Source organism: Flavivirga amylovorans (assembly GCF_030540875.1).
Taxonomy (GTDB): Bacteria; Bacteroidota; Bacteroidia; order Flavobacteriales; family Flavobacteriaceae; genus Flavivirga; species Flavivirga amylovorans.
The window spans coordinates 22898-38604 of the sequence record NZ_JAUOEM010000002.1 but is presented as its reverse complement, the minus strand read 5'-3'; the positions used below and the strand labels follow the sequence as shown (position 1 = coordinate 38604).

The following is a 15707-nucleotide window of genomic DNA, read 5'->3' as shown; positions in this document are numbered from 1 at the left end:
TCATTTTTTAGACAACTAAAATCTGTGTTTTACTAACAAAAACGTAACACCTATGCCCATGGAAAAAACAGTAGCCGATTTATTACCAGATACTTTTGTAATGCCACCCCGCGCCATTATAGCCACACTAATTTCATTGTTAAACGACTCTGGATTGGCAGACAATGTTGTAAAGCATTGTATAATGGGGCTAAGAGTTATCTCCATCATTTATTTGAGTAAAAACCACGATATAGAAATAGATCTTTTAGAGAAAAAGGAATTCAATGCATTCTTTAAACAACTTCCCGACATATATTATAACAATAGAGAATTGATTACAGAAATTATGATTATTGAAAATATTGACCAATGTGTTAAAGCAAACAAAGTACTATGTGTTGATAGCTAGAGCCAAAAAACACGTTCTCTCGGGTGTTTTTGGCTCTTTCATTCCTGCGATTTATACTGAACTTGTTTCAGTAAGGCAGGAAATCTCATGAATGGAACTTGTCATTGCGAAGGAGCTACGACTGTGGCAATCTGTTAAATTTTAGGTTAAATTCAAAAGATTCTCACGTCGCGCTTTGGCGCTCCTCAGAATGACAGCTTCGTTTTTATTTTTAGACAACTTTTTCCTTCCTATTCCTAAAAAACTCCACAAGTAAAATAACCAAAACACTAGCACCAAACAACGGAAACACAATACCAAGCAAAACTATTAAGCCGATAACACCATAGCCCGCTTTAAACTGTGATGGTACTTTTGGCGTGCCCCACTTTTTAGCTGGTTTACGCTTTAAATACGATACTAATGCTGTAATGGCTACAAAAGCTAACAGTAGGGCAACAACGATCATTAAAATCCAATTCCAAGTGCCAAATTGCCCTTGATGAAATGCCATAAACCACATACGACCTCGCATTAAAACACCAACATCGTCCCAATTATGATGTACCAATTGTTTTCCCGAATACTGATCGAAATGAAACCGTTTTTGCGCTCCTAAATCGAATGTCGTATTGTAAATACTATACACGCCGTTTTCGTCTTTTGGAAGCCCTATACTAACCTCCCCTTTTAAGTTCATGGACTTGGCAAGTGTTACCATATCATCTAAAGAAATGGCCTCGCCATCCACATTCGATTTTAAGCCTCTGGCATTCCATGTTTTAGGAAAACCAGTATTGGTCACCTTTTGCACCCACTTAAAACCATCTCCAAAAACATCGGTCCAAGGCATGCCTCCAGCTAAGGTCATGAGTAATAAAACAGAAATCCAAAACCCAAATACCGTATGCAAATCTCTAAAAAGGATGCGTTTTCCCTGTTTAAAACGTACTTTAAAAAACCCTTTAATGCCTTCCTTTTTACCAGGCCAAAACACATAAATTCCTGTAATAATTAATACAAAAAGCCAGCTGGCAATAAGTTCTACGATTTTGGTTCCGAATTTACCCAGCAGTAGTTCACCATGTAACTTCCTAACGGTATACATATCGGAATCTTTTGGGCTAATACGCCCCGTAACTTCACCTTTATATGGGTTTACATACACACTGTTTTTATGACTAAACATCCCCGAAGTAAACGCGGTGGCTTGATTTGCTTCCGTGGGAATCACCATGGTATTAGGTGCTTTGTGTAAGGATGGTTTTACCAATTGCCATTGCTCTTGATACGACATGGCTTCGCCTTCAACGGCAACCGCTTTTATATGTGCTTGCTTTGGTGCTTCGTAAGTATCTTTAAACAAATAGATACCTCCCGTAATGGCTAAAACAATTACAAACGGCAAGGAAATAAGGCCTGCTATAAAATGCCATTTCCAAAGCCATTGATTTAATTTATGATTTTTTTTAAACATGGTTTAAAAGGGTTTAATGGGGTTTTCTAAAAGGTATTAAAAACTAAATGGTCCCATCGAGCGCAGTCGAGATGTCTTAGCTATCAAGACGTTTAAAAGTTCTCGACTGCGCTCGAACAGACATCTAAGTACTTTTTAGAAAACCCCACAATGATTAAAATTTATAATTCACGCCAACATGAAACGCTCTCGGGTTACCTATCACATACCCGTTTTCACTTCTAAATCTGTTGTAACTCGCTCTCGCAGCATACAGTTCATCAAAAATATTTAGTGCATGTACCCAAATTTCAAAATGTTTCGCATTATAAGACACTAAAGCATTAAACACGTTGTGTCCATCGTAAATGGCTGTATCAAAAGTGCCATCACCATTATCAACTTGATTTTCAAAACTGGTGTTATACTTACCAACCATCTCATGAGTAACACTTAACAAAAGCCCTTTAATACCCTGCGGTTTATAAATGATTTTAGAGGTTCCTAAAAGCTGAGGCGCAGTTTCTCTATCGGTATCGGAATAATCAATACCTCTATCAAAGAAATTAACATACCTGTGCTTCGCAAAACTTCCGTTATGGCTAATGGTTAAGGCTTCAACTGGCTTATATTTAAGACCATATTCAATACCAAACGAACGTGTTTTTCCTGCATTGGCATTAAAAAATTCATCATTTTCATCACGTAACGTAATCAACGTATTCTTGCCTTCTAAAAGATATAAAGCCACATCTGCTTTTAAAGTGTTTGATGGTCTGATGTACGTGCCCAGTTCAAAATTATCGTAACTGCTCGGTTTTAAATCGAACACATCACCACCAACACCAACAAAACTATTACGGTATAAGGTGGATGTTTGCGGCGGTGTAAATCCGTTTGAGTAATTAGCATACAGTCCCATTTTTTCAGACAGATTATAATTCGCTCCTAATTTTGGAGATACGTTGCTGTATGTATTTTTAGAATCTTTTGGTCCGGCAACGCCATCAACTAAATTATTATAGTCATACTCGAAACCATCATATCGTAAAGATGCTGTTAACTTTAATTTGTCGACAGGGTTTATTTCATATTGAAAATAGCCTGCATAGTTTAAAATACTGGCATCATAATTAAGAATGTAATCACCAGTATTTAATGTGTAGGCTATATTCTGCCCTGTTTCTGTATCAACCCTAACAGAAATGGTTTCGGCTACATAGTCTTGCGGAGAATAGTCTATCGAAGACCCTACAATTAAGGAAGAATTTGCAAAATCGAAATCTACCTTATGCTGAACCAAACCAACAACACTTAAAAATGAATTGTCATTAATCTCTCCGCTTCCAAAACCTGTTAATTGTCCGCTATTTCTAAACTGCCTGATACGGTACGATGGGGTTTGTCCCATCTCGTTTTTTCTAAACACAAAGTTGAATGCCGTTTTGTTATTCGCATTCCAAATTTTATCTAATGTACTTCTAAACCTAAAAGAAAAAGCAGCTCGTTTGGTAAAGGTTTGATCGCTTTCATAGTTTCCTCCGGAATAATCTGCTTCGCTAATAGATCCTGTCATGTCCGATCGGTAATCGATAATATGAAATGCATTCGTCCAATTTAACCTTGATGACAAATGATTTACATTCTTAAATGTTAATGCAAATTTCTCATAATCGCTATGCTGTACTGGTCCATCATTACGCTGTATAGATTGCACGCCAATATAAAAACCAACATCTTTACTAGCATACTTAGAGGCTTCTATTTCATAGCGTGTTAAGCCCATATCATTAATTTGAAATCCGGCATGTCCAGAAAAATCTCTGGTGGGGTTTTTAGTAATAAAGTTAAAACTCCCACCAATGGCTTCACTTCCATAAATACTGGATGCTGGACCTTTTAGCACCTCTAAACGCGAAAAAGCGACATCGTTCATTTCTAAAAGCGCATTATGATTAAAAACGGCTGTTGGACGAATTGGTAAGCCGTCTTCAAGATATAAAAACAACGATTTGGTAGATATTGGAGAACGCACAGACATAAAATGTTGCTCGTTACTAGCTGCTCTGGACGTAGACATTAAAACTCCAGGAACATCATTTACTAACTGGTCTATCCCTAGCGCCTTAGTTTCTAAAATATCTTTAGATGATATGACCGAAATGGACGCTGGAACTTCTCTTCGTTTTTGAGTTTCTCTACTGGCAGAAATAACAACTTCTTCCAAAGCTTCATCATCATAAACAAGAACAATAATATTTGCTTCTTTTGATAATGTTTTGGTAACTGTTTTATAGCCTATAAACTTTACGATAACGGACGTGTTTCCCTCTAAAGACATTGAAAATTCACCATTGCGATCTGTGACGATCGCATTTTGTAAATTAATTTGAGATTGAATGGTGGCTTGAGCCAATGGTTGATTATTAACATCTACAACTTTTCCGTTGTATTTGTTTTGCGTATACACGCATAAACTTGCAAACATCGTTGCAAGTACCAATATGTTTTTCATTTGTAGTTTTAATTAATATTTTAAATCTTAGATACAACCAGTATATAATCCATGAAGCTATACTGATTATATGGAATTTGATTTATGGAATAGACTTACTATATCTCAATCTCATTATCTAAATAGGTATATTCTGTGTCACATTGAGCATTATCTTCAATATAAAATGTATTTTATATTGAAGATACCTAGCGAAGCTTAACGAAATGCTATTAAAACATAGGCTAATGTCTTCGACTGCGCTCAGACTGACATTTATTTAATCTTTAAATAATGATATTGAGCCATACCTGGTAAAACCAGATATAACTTATAAAAAGTCTAAAAAAGAAGTATTACACCCGAGGCGGCGGAATTATAATATCTTTAACTAAAGTAGTAAACGTATTGTTGTAGTTCCAATTATTCTTAGCCAAAAAAAGAGGTTGCTGTAAAGAAAAATGAGAGGTGTTTTTATGAAAATAAACAGGAATAAAAGCTTCGAATATGGAATCTAAAAAAGAAGGATCTTCAGTGTCATCAATTGATTTCACAGCCAATTGACTTGCTAAATGGCATTTACCATTACATTGTAATTCCGGTTTTTCTTTATTAACACAATAGGTTTCAATAATATAATCTATGTTTAATTGAAAATAGGCAACATACCCAATATTATATGCAGGTCTTAAAGCGAAAGCAAAAAATAAAATAAATGGATATAATTTCAATTAATATATTAATTAGATGTATTGAGCAAAATTAACACAAAACTTTTTCATGCAATAAATTATTTATATAATTTTTCTTAATAAATCCTTAACAAACAAGTCTTTTTATTGCGATTTGTTTAATTTTACCGTCTATGAATTTATTTCCCATAAATGCGGGTAACCTAAAGCTTGATGGTGGCGCTATGTTTGGCGTGGTACCCAAGTCATTGTGGCAAAAAACGAACCCTGCCGATGTTAATAATATGATTGAGCTTACAACACGTTGTTTGCTTATTGAGGATGGTAACAGGCTCATATTAATAGATAATGGTATGGGCAATAAACAATCTGAAAAGTTTTTTAGTTACTATCATCTTTGGGGAAATCATACTTTAGAAGGTTCCCTTAAGGCTCATGGGTTTCATCAGGACGATATTACCGATGTTTTTTTAACACACTTACATTTTGATCATTGCGGAGGCAGTATTCAATGGAATAAAGATAAAACAGGTTACGAACCTGCTTTTAAAAATGCACACTTTTGGAGTAATAAAGATCATTGGCAGTGGGCTACTCAACCCAATAAACGTGAAAAAGCATCTTTTTTAAAAGAAAACATTATCCCAATAGAAGAAAGCGGACAATTAAAATTCGCGTCGCTTCCACAAGACGATTTACTTAAAAATTCAGAACTCGGTTTCGATATTTTTTTTGCTAACGGTCATACCGATAAACAAATGATTCCACTTATTAAATATAAAGATAAAACCATTGCTTTTATGGCAGATTTATTACCCACTGTTGGGCACTTACCTCTTCCCTATATTATGGGCTACGATACCAGGCCCTTATTGTCGCTTAATGAAAAAGAAAAATTCCTTAACATTGCGGCCGATAATAATTATTACTTGTTTTTAGAACACGATGCTCATAATGAAATTATTACCGTAAAAAAAACCGAAAAAGGTATCCGACTTAAAAACATACATATAACCCAGGAAATATTTAATTAAAATAATTTAAGACTAAAATTTAATACTATAGTATGAGAACACTTAAGACAATAACAGCTTCTGCTTTTGCAGCTATACTAATCTCAGGATGCGGTGGAACAGCAGAAATACTGGCAACACCTGTTGAAAATATTGATAACATACCATTAAAAGTTTCAGAATTAACTGAAGCAGAAAAACACAATTGGGGCCATTTAGATTTGGTTAAAGATACTATTCCCGGAATGAGTGTTGATAAAGCTTATGCTGAAATTATTAAAAATAAAAAAGGCAAAAAAGTTATTGTTGCCGTTATAGATTCTGGAATTGATATCGATCATGAAGATTTAGATGACGTCTTGTGGACAAATACAAAAGAAAAACCAAACAATGGAAAAGATGATGATGGTAATGGTTATATAGATGATATTCATGGATGGAATTTTTTAGGAGACGGATACGATGAGCAATTAGAATTTGTTAGAATTTTAGCTGCAGGAGATACAAGTCATCCAGATTATAGTAGAGCACTATCTGAGTACGATAAAGAATACCAAAAATATACAGGTTATAAAGGAAACTATGAACAGATTTTCCAACAAATAAAATCTGCTGATGAAGCTCTAACAAAGCATTTTGGTAAAAAAAATTATACTAAAGAAGATGTTAATGCCATCAAAACAGAGGATGCTTCACTTAAACAAGCTGTACAAGTTGCTCAATACATGTTTAGCAATGGTATGGATTCTTTAGCTGATGCTAAAAAAGAAATATCAAATGGTTTAGAAGGTATTAATGATAGATTAAACTATAACCTGAACAAAACTTTTAAAGGGCGTGTTACTGGTGATGATGAAAACGATTTATCTACCACATCTTATGGTAATGGTAATGTAAAGCCAGTTAAGAAAAGTGAAAGTCATGGAACACATGTAGCTGGTATTATTGCAGCAGAACGGAATAATGGTAAAGGAGCAAATGGTGTAGCAAATAATGTTGCTATTATGAGTATAAGAACGGTACCAAATGGAGATGAATATGATAAAGATGTTGCTTTAGCGATTAGATATGCTGTTGATAATGGCGCACAAATTATAAATGGAAGTTTTGGTAAAAGCTACTCACCGCATAGTGACTGGGTACGTGATGCCATAGCTTATGCTGGTAAAAAGGATGTTCTTTTTGTACATGCTGCAGGAAATGATAGTAAAGATGTTGATACAGAACCTAATTTTCCTGATGACAATGTAAATGGCCAAGAAGTGTCCGATACTTATATTAGAGTTGGTGCATTAGCGCCAAAATATGGTTCTGGACTAGTTGCTGGTTTTTCTAATTATGGAAAACAAAATGTAGATGTTTTTGCTCCAGGAGCTAAAGTATATTCAACAACACCAGAAAACGAATACGATACCAAAGGAGGAACGTCTATGGCTGCTCCTGCTGTTGCAGGTGTTGCTGCATTAATTCGTTCTTATTATCCAAAACTAAGTGCTGCTCAAGTAAAGCAAATACTTATGGATTCTGGATTATCTGTAAAAACAAAAGTGGTTGTTGGTGGAGATACTAACGATGTAAGACCTTTTGCCGATATATCGAAATCATCTAAAATGGTGAATGCTTATAACGCTTTAATTATGGCATCTAAGATGTCTAAATAATATTAATTTAATGAATAAAAAAGAGGCTGTTTAGAAAGTAAAATATTTTGTCATTCAGAGCATAGCGAAGAATCTTATTCATTTAGAAATAAAGATATTCTTCATTTCATTCAGAATGACACTTTCTAAACTGCCTCTTTTTTTAACCCTTATTTATACTATGAAACGATTCTTTTTTTCTGTTTTAAGCTTAAGTATGTTTATGTCTTGTACCGGTTCAAAAAGTACAACAACACAGAAAGCTTCTACTGTGGCAACGTCGCAAATTCAAACGTCGCAAGCCTCAAACACGTATTGGCAACAACATGTAGATTACAAAATGGAAATTGATATGGATGTAAATACCTATCAATATAAAGGAAATCAAACCTTAGTATATACTAATAATTCTCCCGATGTTTTAAATCGAGTTTATTACCATTTATATTTTAATGCGTTTCAACCTGGTAGCGAAATGGATGTACGCTCTCGTACCATCGCAGATCCAGACCCAAGAGTTGGAGACAGAATTAGTAAACTAAAACCTAATGAAATAGGTTATATAAAAGTCAATTCATTAAAACAAAACGGTACTGTTTTAAAACACCAAACGGTAGGAACTGTTTTAGAAGTTGATCTTGCAAAACCAATACAACCAGGCGAAAGCGTGACATTTAATATGGTTTTTGACGCTCAAGTTCCGCTTCAAATACGTCGTTCTGGAAGAAATAGTAAAGAAGGCGTCGCATTATCTATGACGCAATGGTATCCTAAATTAGCAGAATACGATTTTGAAGGATGGCATGCCGATCCGTATATTGGACGTGAGTTTCACGGTGTTTGGGGGAATTTTGATGTGAAGCTAAGCATTGATAAAAACTATGTTGTTGGGGGTACAGGATACTTGCAAAATCCAGATGCCACAGAAAAAAACGGTAAAATAACATGGCATTATAAAGCGCCTAAAGTACACGATTTTACCTGGGCTGCAGATCCGGATTATATTCACGATACCTTACAAGTTCCAGATGGTCCAATGTTACACTTCTACTATAAAAGCACTTTAGATGCTGAAAAGAAAGAAGGTTGGAAAAAATTGCAACCAAAAACAGTGGAACTTATGCAATATTTTAGCAACCATATTGGCAAATACCCATATAAACAATATTCTGTGATACAAGGCGGTGATGGCGGTATGGAATATGCTATGTGTACTTTAATAACAGGGAATCGTAGCTATGGGAGCTTAGTTGGTGTTACAGCTCATGAAATGGCACATACATGGTTTCAATTTTTATTAGCCACTAACGAGGCTAAACACGAGTGGATGGATGAAGGCTTTACGACTTACATTAGTGAGTTAGCCGAAAATGAAGTTATGGGCCACAATAGAAAAAAACCGCTAGCTGGATCTTACGGGAACTACATATATTTAGCTAAATCGGGGAAAGAGCAACCGCTTACTACACATGCAGACCGTTATCATTATAATCAGGCTTATGGTATTTCGGCATACAGCAAAGGGGCTGTGTTTTTGGCACAACTGGGGTATATTATTGGTGAAGACAATTTAAAGAAAACTATAAAAAAATACTTTAACGATTTTGCTTTTAAGCACCCAACGCCAAATAGCATTATCCGTTCAGCCGAAAAAGTATCCGGCTTAGAATTAGATTGGTATTTAATGGATTTTGCACAAACCACCAATAGCATTGATTATGCTGTAAAGAATATAGAAGAAAAAACCATTACATTAGAGCGTATAGGACAAATGCCAATGCCTATAGATGTAACAGTATCCTACACAGATGGTACTTCTGAAGATTTCTATATCCCGTTACAAATGATGCGTGGCGAAAAACCAACCTCAGCGACTTTAAAAGGAGATTGGGCTTGGGCATTCCCGACATACACCTTTGAAGCTTCAAAAGCTGTTAAGAATGTTCAAATTGATCCTGAAGGGATGATGGCAGATGTGGATAAAAAGAATAATACTAAGTAAGTCTTAATTAGTAAATTTTTGAAATAGAAAAGGTGCTTTGTTTTTACAAAGTGCCTTTTTCATTTTCATACCAAATTGTTTTATAAAAATCTTCACGACCCCTGACGCTATTTGTCATAAGGCCAGTCTAAATTTGCTGCATAACAAATAAATGGTACTAAATGAAAAAATTCCACGCTTTAACACTTATTACATGCATGCTGTTCGCACTCACAGTTCAAGTACAATCACAAACAAAAACCCAAAAAACCATGAACAATCAAACTATTCAAACATTTAACGTAATCGGTATTTCCGTAAGAACAATCAATGAAAATGGACAATCCGCCAAAGATATTGAATCATTATGGGGAAAATTTTGGGGAGAAAATATTCAAAAACAAATTCCAAACAAAATCAATGATGATATTTATGCTGTTTACACAGATTATGAAACCGACGTCAACGGGCCATATACTACCGTTATTGGACTAGCAGTAAACTCACTAGAAAATATTCCCGAAGGTTTTGTTGGAATAACCATCAAAAAAGCAGTGTACCAAAAATTCGTTTCAAAAGGTAAAATGCCAGAAGCCATTTTTAATACCTGGGTGGAAATATGGCAAAATAAAAACCTAAACCGAGCTTATAAAGCAGATTTTACTGTTCACGGGAAAAAATACTACGATGGAGACAACGCCGAGGTAGAAACTTTTTTATCTGTAAAAGAATAAAGAACGGTTTTTTGTTTTTACACTATTTGACGCTCTAAAAAATTTCAGTTACTTTCGCTTTACACCTCACATAAAACATAAAAATGGCACATCCACTCAGGCAGCATATTGAAGAAATAATCAGTCTTACTGATGAAGAATTCGATTTTGTTTTAAGTCATTTTGAACAGGTCAAAAAACGTAAACATCAATATATCGTTCAGGAAGGGGAAGTTGTTAATAAAGAATACTGGATAATAAAAGGTTGTTTGAAAAGCTATTTTATTGACGATAGCGGAAAAGAACATATCCTTCAATTTGGAATGGAAAACTGGTGGATTACAGATTATGAATCTTTTGTAAAACAAATCGAATCTAAAACTTACATCGACTGTATAGAAGACAGTGAATTACTATATATCTCTTTTGAAAATAGAGATAAATTAACAGCTAAAATGCACAAAATGGAACGTTTTTGGGCTAAAAAGAGTAAAATTGGTCGAATTGCACTTCAAAATAGAATTCTGTCATTATTAAAAAATTCTACTAAGGAGCAATATGATTTGCTTCTTGAGCAGTATCCAAAACTCTTTCAACGGGTTCCTAAAAAAATGATTGCGGCTTATCTGGGTGTTTCAAGAGAAACAATTAGTAGATTAGATTCCTAACTACAGACCTTTTTTATAACGTGATATACATCACTTTAAAGAAGTGACATAGCTCCTTCGTAATATTCTCATTCCACAGCACCTTTGTATGACTATTAATTTAATAAAAAGATTATGCCATACATTAACATTAAAGTTACTGACGAGCAAGTAACACAGGAACAAAAACGTCAATTAATAGCAGGTGCTACACAACTTGTGGTCGACGTACTTAACAAAAATCCAAAAACAACACATGTTGTTATTGACGAAGTACCCGTCGAAAATTGGGGTGTCAATGGGAAACAATATTTAGGGACTAAAAAATAAAAACCATGGAAAACAAAACAGTCATTATTACGGGAGCATCTTCAGGAATTGGTAAAGAAATTGCAAAATACTTTATAGCACGAAAAAGTAATGTCGTGATGAATTCTTCAAATGAAGACAACTTAAAAAAGGCTTACGAAGCACTTGGGTCTCCTTTAAATGCAGTCTATTTAGCAGGAGATATTAGTAAGCAAGAAACAGGGCAGAAGCTTGTCACTTTGGCATTAGAAAAATTCAATTCGGTAGATGTTCTTATTAACAATGCGGGTGTATTTTCTCCAAAACCTTTTTTAGATGTTGAAGAAACAGATTTAGACTTTTATTGGAACGTCAACTTAAAAGGTACCTATTTTACGTCGCAAGCTGCCATTCCTGAAATGATAAAACAACAGAATGGTTCTATAATAAATATAGGAACCGTTTTAGTGGAACATGCTATAGATGGATTTCCGGCAACAGCACCACTAACAAGTAAAGGTGCTATTCATTCCCTAACAAGACAATTAGCAGCAGAGTTTGGGAAGAACAATATAAAAGTTAATACCATAGCTCCAGGGATCATAAGAAGTCCATTACAAGGCAAAATAGGCATTGAAGATGCCGACAGTTTAGCGGGGTTACACTTATTAAATAGAATTGGTGAAGCCAATGAAATTGCTGAGGCAGCTTATTATTTAGCAACATCAAATTTTGTAACAGGAGAAACTATTAATGTAGCGGGCGGACACACTGTTGGACACGCTATCTAAAAAACAGATTATGTATAAAGAGAATGTAAAAGAAATCGAAAATTTAATTACCAATTATTTTGAGGGCATTTTTTACGGAGATGTTACCAAACTGGAATCTTGTTTTCATGAAAACACCTACCTCTATGGGGACATTAAGGGTGTCGATTATTTAAAAAGTATACGTGAATACCTGGAAGGTGTTAAAAACAGACAAAGCCCAAAAGATTTAAACGAAACTTTTAATATGAAAATTATTAACATAGATATCATGGGTAAAATTGCTACGGCCAAATTACATGTGCCTATGTTGGGTTATAATTATTATGACTATTTATCCTTAACCAAAATCAAAAATGAGTGGAAAATTGTTAGTAAGATATTTACGCATGTAGAATAAATGCTTTTATATATAAGCTTATAAATCTTAAAAGCCTCTTCGTTTCAAAAAGAGGTTTTTTCTTTTTTAAGTCATTTAGGTTTTGTGAAGTTTGCTATATTGGCTTAACTTTTGATGTGAAAAACTAAAACAATAGGGGTGGGGGTAGAAATCAACTGCTTAAAGTTTACTTATTTTTATAATCTAACACATGAAAAGATATATTTTTATAATCATTGCTTTAACAAGCATTTCATTTGCCAATGCGCAAACAATCCAATCTGCAAATCGTTCAACAACAGGTTATATAAAAAGTAATGGCACCATTGAAAATAGCAGCCGGAGTACCGTTGGTTATATTAAAGACAACGGAACCATTTTAAATAGCAATCGAAGCACCATTGGCTATATTAAAGATAATGGAACTATTGAAAACAGTAACAGAAATACTGTTGGTTATATTAAAGATAACGGAACGGTTTTAAACAGCAGTCGAAGTACCATTGGTTACATTAAAGACAATGGAACTATTGAAAATAGTAGTCGGAGCACTATTGGTTATGCCAAAGGAATTAAAAAGGAATGGGCAGCAGTAACCTTTTTCTTTTTTGAGTTTGAAAACTAAAGCTGATTCACAGGATAAATTACAATTACTGTTTTTGAAAATTGTAAAATTTGACGGGCTTAAAAAAGTCTATGCCAGTTTAGAATGAGGTACAAGGAAAATAAAATACATGGAGGGTTATCGCATATTGTTAAATGCTTTTGGGAATACGACAATCTTGATAATTTAAATGAAGCCGAATATATAATTATTCCTGATGGTTATTTCGACTTAATTTGTGTAGTAAATGACAAACATCAAGTCTTAACTATTTTTTTAACTGGAATTTGGACACAACCTGTTAATACACAAATAAAAAGAAAAACAAAATTGCTTGGAATTCGGTTTAAATTAATGGCAGCGGAATACATTTTTCAACAATCAATAAGTGCTATTTTAAATACGCAATCTAACTTGCCAATTGACTTCTTAGGAATACAAAACTCATCACTCTATACGCTCAATGCATTCACCCAAAATATGACTCAAAAGTTAAATTTAGGGTTGAAAAATATAAAAGAGATTGACAGTAGAAAATCGAATTTATTCAAACTTATCTATAAAAATCAAGGCGATTTAACCATAAAAGCTATTTCAGAAACTATATGTTGGAGTAGTCGACAAATAAACCGATACTTTAATCAGCAATATGGATTTTCTTTAAAAACATATTTAAATATTTTAAAGTGTCGAGCTTCTTACTCTGAAATAGCAAACGGCGAATTATTTCCAGCTAAAAATTATTTTGACCAACCTCATTTTATAAAAGAAATAAAAAAATACACAGGAGCCACACCCAAAGAGTTATACCAAAACGAGAACGACCGATTTTTACAATTATCTACACTTGAGGAATAATAACTTTGTGCTTATTAACTAAAAAGCATATTAGTATGAAAGCAAATAAATTAACACCTAATTTAGAAGTAAGGGACATTAAAGAAGTGGTGCAGTTTTATAATACTGTTTTGGGGTTTACACTTATAATGGCAGTACCAGATACGCAAGATGGGATAGAACAATCCATTGATGATGGAAAGCAATACGTATATGCACTAATGTCTAAAGACCATGTAGAAATTATGTTTCAAAGAACAGATACGTTCAAAAAAGATATCGTCATGTTAAAAGACTTAACTCTTGGTGCTTCTGCTACTTTTTATATGGAAATTGAAGGATTGGATGAGTTTTACAATGAAATTAAAAATAAAGTTTCCGAAAAGACAGAACCAAAAATAGCTTGGTACGGCATGAAAGAGTTTTATGTAAAGGATCCTAGCGGTTATGTTCTTGGATTTGCTGAAAAAAGTGAGTAAAAAGAGGTCTTATTTTTGAGAAATCGAACCCTTTCTTCTCTTTCTATCGAATTATTATTCTTGTAATAAGTTTTTATTCATTACTAATGTTCGACCTAAAATAATACATGGTGTTTTTAATGTTGGTCAAGATGAAAATATATAAACCAAATCTTAATACCATGATTCATTTTTATAGATACTTGTTTTGGCAACCCGTTCGCGATTATTAAGTCTTAAATGAGTTCTTGTTATTTGTTTATTTCTATAACCCAACAAATGAAAAAATGATTTAACAAAAAACCTGGCAATTTTCAGATTCACTTGTAAAATGCCTTTTTCTTTGTCTAACCAAGAAACACCTGGTAAGACTACTAATAAACTATCAAACCTGATACGCCTTAAAAGTCTTGATAGTTTTAAATAAAAAGGTTTGATACGTTTTATGATAAAAAACCCTTCTGCACCTTTGTTTTGATATAAGGGCATAAATATGTGCCCATTATACTTCGCTTTTAATTCTCTACTATTATTTATGGCTAATGGCACCCCTTTATTTATGGCTTGAAAACTTCTAAATCCATTTATCATATTGAACGTTTCATGGGGTTGTATCTTATGAAGATAAATGACTTCAAAAACATCAACGATATTAGCCGCTTGTTCTTGTAATTGTTTATAGTGATCTGAAAAATTGGGAACGTGATCCGCTTTTAGAATACCCGAAAACACTAAGGCTAAGTATATAAATGCGATGCTATTTGTAATAGCGCTTAAATCGTCATGCTGCCCAGATTCAAACCCTAAAGAAACATAGCCCAATTCGTTTATATAAGTTAATAAAGGCCCATTTAAATACTCTTCAATACCCAACACAATAGGTACAGGGAATTGTTTGGAAAATTTTCGATTTATTAACGCATCATTAATGGTTATAAAAGGTAGTGTTTTACTTGATGTGGTATGTAAATCGATGAAATAAAACGGCGGTTTTTCAATGTCTAAAATAGTATCTAGAATACTTAAAAGCTCTAATAATTCAGTTTCATCTTTATTTAAAACAGACTTGTTTTTAATAATCTTTATACGATCTTTAGTCCACAATCGGTTTAAATCTTCATCAAGATACCTTTGGCTTAATCCAAGCGCTTTTAAATTACCCGAAATTCCATAAATGACACCTTTAGATTGTAAAGGATCAATTGTTTTTAAAACATCCTTTAAAGCAAAAACCCCTGAGGTTTCATTACCATGTATTCCACCAAAAAAGACCATAGTTGATCCAGGTTTCGATCCCTCAATTTTACCAATTATTCTAGTTACTATTATTCTATTATCGCGTGCTTTACTATATACATCAACCAT

Annotated in this window: 16 protein-coding genes; 12 read left to right on the top strand and 4 right to left on the bottom strand. The window is 33.8% G+C overall.

The genetic code is table 11. The features are described 5' to 3' along the window. Positions 1-58: 58 nt before the first annotated feature. Positions 59-391: a hypothetical protein gene (locus tag Q4Q39_RS05260; RefSeq protein WP_303281346.1), complete on the top strand. Its 333-nt coding sequence runs from the start codon at positions 59-61 to the stop codon at positions 389-391. 211 nt (positions 392-602) lie between these two features. Here Q4Q39_RS05260 and Q4Q39_RS05255 read toward each other — a convergent pair whose 3' ends face one another. The 3 genes from Q4Q39_RS05255 to Q4Q39_RS05245 all read right to left on the bottom strand — a co-directional run bounded on the left by Q4Q39_RS05255 (position 603) and on the right by Q4Q39_RS05245 (position 5051). Further along, positions 603-1847, bottom strand: coding sequence for a PepSY-associated TM helix domain-containing protein (locus tag Q4Q39_RS05255; RefSeq protein WP_303281345.1), 1245 nt, complete (start codon positions 1845-1847; stop codon positions 603-605). 154 nt (positions 1848-2001) lie between these two features. Next, positions 2002-4341 (bottom strand): TonB-dependent receptor, encoded by a 2340-nt coding sequence (locus Q4Q39_RS05250; RefSeq protein WP_303281344.1) that lies wholly within the window; start codon positions 4339-4341, stop codon positions 2002-2004. A 335-nt stretch (positions 4342-4676) separates the two neighbouring features. Beyond that, on the bottom strand, positions 4677-5051 hold the full coding sequence (locus Q4Q39_RS05245; protein WP_303281343.1) for a hypothetical protein: 375 nt from the start codon (positions 5049-5051) through the stop codon (positions 4677-4679). A 134-nt stretch (positions 5052-5185) separates the two neighbouring features. Between Q4Q39_RS05245 and Q4Q39_RS05240 the strand changes: the two genes are divergently transcribed. The 11 genes from Q4Q39_RS05240 to Q4Q39_RS05190 all read left to right on the top strand — a co-directional run bounded on the left by Q4Q39_RS05240 (position 5186) and on the right by Q4Q39_RS05190 (position 14363). Continuing rightward, entirely contained in the window at positions 5186-6046 is an 861-nt protein-coding gene (locus Q4Q39_RS05240) for an MBL fold metallo-hydrolase (RefSeq protein WP_303281342.1), read from the top strand. A gap of 32 nt (positions 6047-6078) precedes the next feature. Further along, positions 6079-7686, top strand: a complete 1608-nt coding sequence (locus tag Q4Q39_RS05235) for a S8 family peptidase (RefSeq protein WP_303281341.1) — start codon at positions 6079-6081, stop codon at positions 7684-7686. Between the two features lie 160 nt (positions 7687-7846). Beyond that, entirely contained in the window at positions 7847-9667 is a 1821-nt protein-coding gene (locus Q4Q39_RS05230) for a M1 family metallopeptidase (protein ID WP_303281340.1), read from the top strand. 161 nt (positions 9668-9828) lie between these two features. Further along, positions 9829-10380, top strand: a complete 552-nt coding sequence (locus tag Q4Q39_RS05225) for a GyrI-like domain-containing protein (protein ID WP_345075326.1) — start codon at positions 9829-9831, stop codon at positions 10378-10380. Between the two features lie 83 nt (positions 10381-10463). Beyond that, on the top strand, positions 10464-11027 hold the full coding sequence (locus tag Q4Q39_RS05220) for a Crp/Fnr family transcriptional regulator (protein WP_303281339.1): 564 nt from the start codon (positions 10464-10466) through the stop codon (positions 11025-11027). A gap of 114 nt (positions 11028-11141) precedes the next feature. Next, positions 11142-11336 (top strand): tautomerase family protein, encoded by a 195-nt coding sequence (locus Q4Q39_RS05215; protein ID WP_303281338.1) that lies wholly within the window; start codon positions 11142-11144, stop codon positions 11334-11336. A 5-nt stretch (positions 11337-11341) separates the two neighbouring features. Continuing rightward, the gene (locus Q4Q39_RS05210) at positions 11342-12085 is read left to right on the top strand and encodes an SDR family NAD(P)-dependent oxidoreductase (RefSeq protein WP_303281337.1); all 744 of its coding nucleotides are present in this window, start codon (positions 11342-11344) and stop codon (positions 12083-12085) included. A gap of 10 nt (positions 12086-12095) precedes the next feature. After that, positions 12096-12464, top strand: coding sequence for a nuclear transport factor 2 family protein (locus tag Q4Q39_RS05205; RefSeq protein ID WP_303281336.1), 369 nt, complete (start codon positions 12096-12098; stop codon positions 12462-12464). A 190-nt stretch (positions 12465-12654) separates the two neighbouring features. Beyond that, the gene (locus tag Q4Q39_RS05200) at positions 12655-13068 is read left to right on the top strand and encodes a 5-fold beta-flower protein (protein WP_303281335.1); all 414 of its coding nucleotides are present in this window, start codon (positions 12655-12657) and stop codon (positions 13066-13068) included. An 84-nt stretch (positions 13069-13152) separates the two neighbouring features. Further along, positions 13153-13905 carry a helix-turn-helix domain-containing protein gene (locus tag Q4Q39_RS05195; RefSeq protein WP_303281334.1) on the top strand — a complete coding sequence of 251 codons (753 nt, stop codon included), beginning with the start codon at positions 13153-13155 and terminating at the stop codon, positions 13903-13905. 35 nt (positions 13906-13940) lie between these two features. Beyond that, positions 13941-14363: a VOC family protein gene (locus Q4Q39_RS05190; protein WP_303281333.1), complete on the top strand. Its 423-nt coding sequence runs from the start codon at positions 13941-13943 to the stop codon at positions 14361-14363. Between the two features lie 153 nt (positions 14364-14516). Here Q4Q39_RS05190 and Q4Q39_RS05185 read toward each other — a convergent pair whose 3' ends face one another. Further along, positions 14517-15707 carry a succinylglutamate desuccinylase/aspartoacylase family protein gene (locus Q4Q39_RS05185; RefSeq protein ID WP_303281332.1) on the bottom strand — a complete coding sequence of 397 codons (1191 nt, stop codon included), beginning with the start codon at positions 15705-15707 and terminating at the stop codon, positions 14517-14519.

Coding starts and splice junctions, on each gene's coding strand:
- Q4Q39_RS05260 (WP_303281346.1), top strand. CDS start 59: ATGGAAAAAACAGTAGCCGATTTATTACCAGATACTTTTGTAATGCCA.
- Q4Q39_RS05255 (WP_303281345.1), bottom strand. CDS start 1,847: ATGTTTAAAAAAAATCATAAATTAAATCAATGGCTTTGGAAATGGCAT.
- Q4Q39_RS05250 (WP_303281344.1), bottom strand. CDS start 4,341: ATGAAAAACATATTGGTACTTGCAACGATGTTTGCAAGTTTATGCGTG.
- Q4Q39_RS05240 (WP_303281342.1), top strand. CDS start 5,186: ATGAATTTATTTCCCATAAATGCGGGTAACCTAAAGCTTGATGGTGGC.
- Q4Q39_RS05235 (WP_303281341.1), top strand. CDS start 6,079: ATGAGAACACTTAAGACAATAACAGCTTCTGCTTTTGCAGCTATACTA.
- Q4Q39_RS05230 (WP_303281340.1), top strand. CDS start 7,847: ATGAAACGATTCTTTTTTTCTGTTTTAAGCTTAAGTATGTTTATGTCT.
- Q4Q39_RS05225 (WP_345075326.1), top strand. CDS start 9,829: ATGAAAAAATTCCACGCTTTAACACTTATTACATGCATGCTGTTCGCA.
- Q4Q39_RS05220 (WP_303281339.1), top strand. CDS start 10,464: ATGGCACATCCACTCAGGCAGCATATTGAAGAAATAATCAGTCTTACT.
- Q4Q39_RS05215 (WP_303281338.1), top strand. CDS start 11,142: ATGCCATACATTAACATTAAAGTTACTGACGAGCAAGTAACACAGGAA.
- Q4Q39_RS05210 (WP_303281337.1), top strand. CDS start 11,342: ATGGAAAACAAAACAGTCATTATTACGGGAGCATCTTCAGGAATTGGT.
- Q4Q39_RS05205 (WP_303281336.1), top strand. CDS start 12,096: ATGTATAAAGAGAATGTAAAAGAAATCGAAAATTTAATTACCAATTAT.
- Q4Q39_RS05200 (WP_303281335.1), top strand. CDS start 12,655: ATGAAAAGATATATTTTTATAATCATTGCTTTAACAAGCATTTCATTT.
- Q4Q39_RS05195 (WP_303281334.1), top strand. CDS start 13,153: ATGAGGTACAAGGAAAATAAAATACATGGAGGGTTATCGCATATTGTT.
- Q4Q39_RS05190 (WP_303281333.1), top strand. CDS start 13,941: ATGAAAGCAAATAAATTAACACCTAATTTAGAAGTAAGGGACATTAAA.
- Q4Q39_RS05185 (WP_303281332.1), bottom strand. CDS start 15,707: ATGGTTGATGTATATAGTAAAGCACGCGATAATAGAATAATAGTAACT.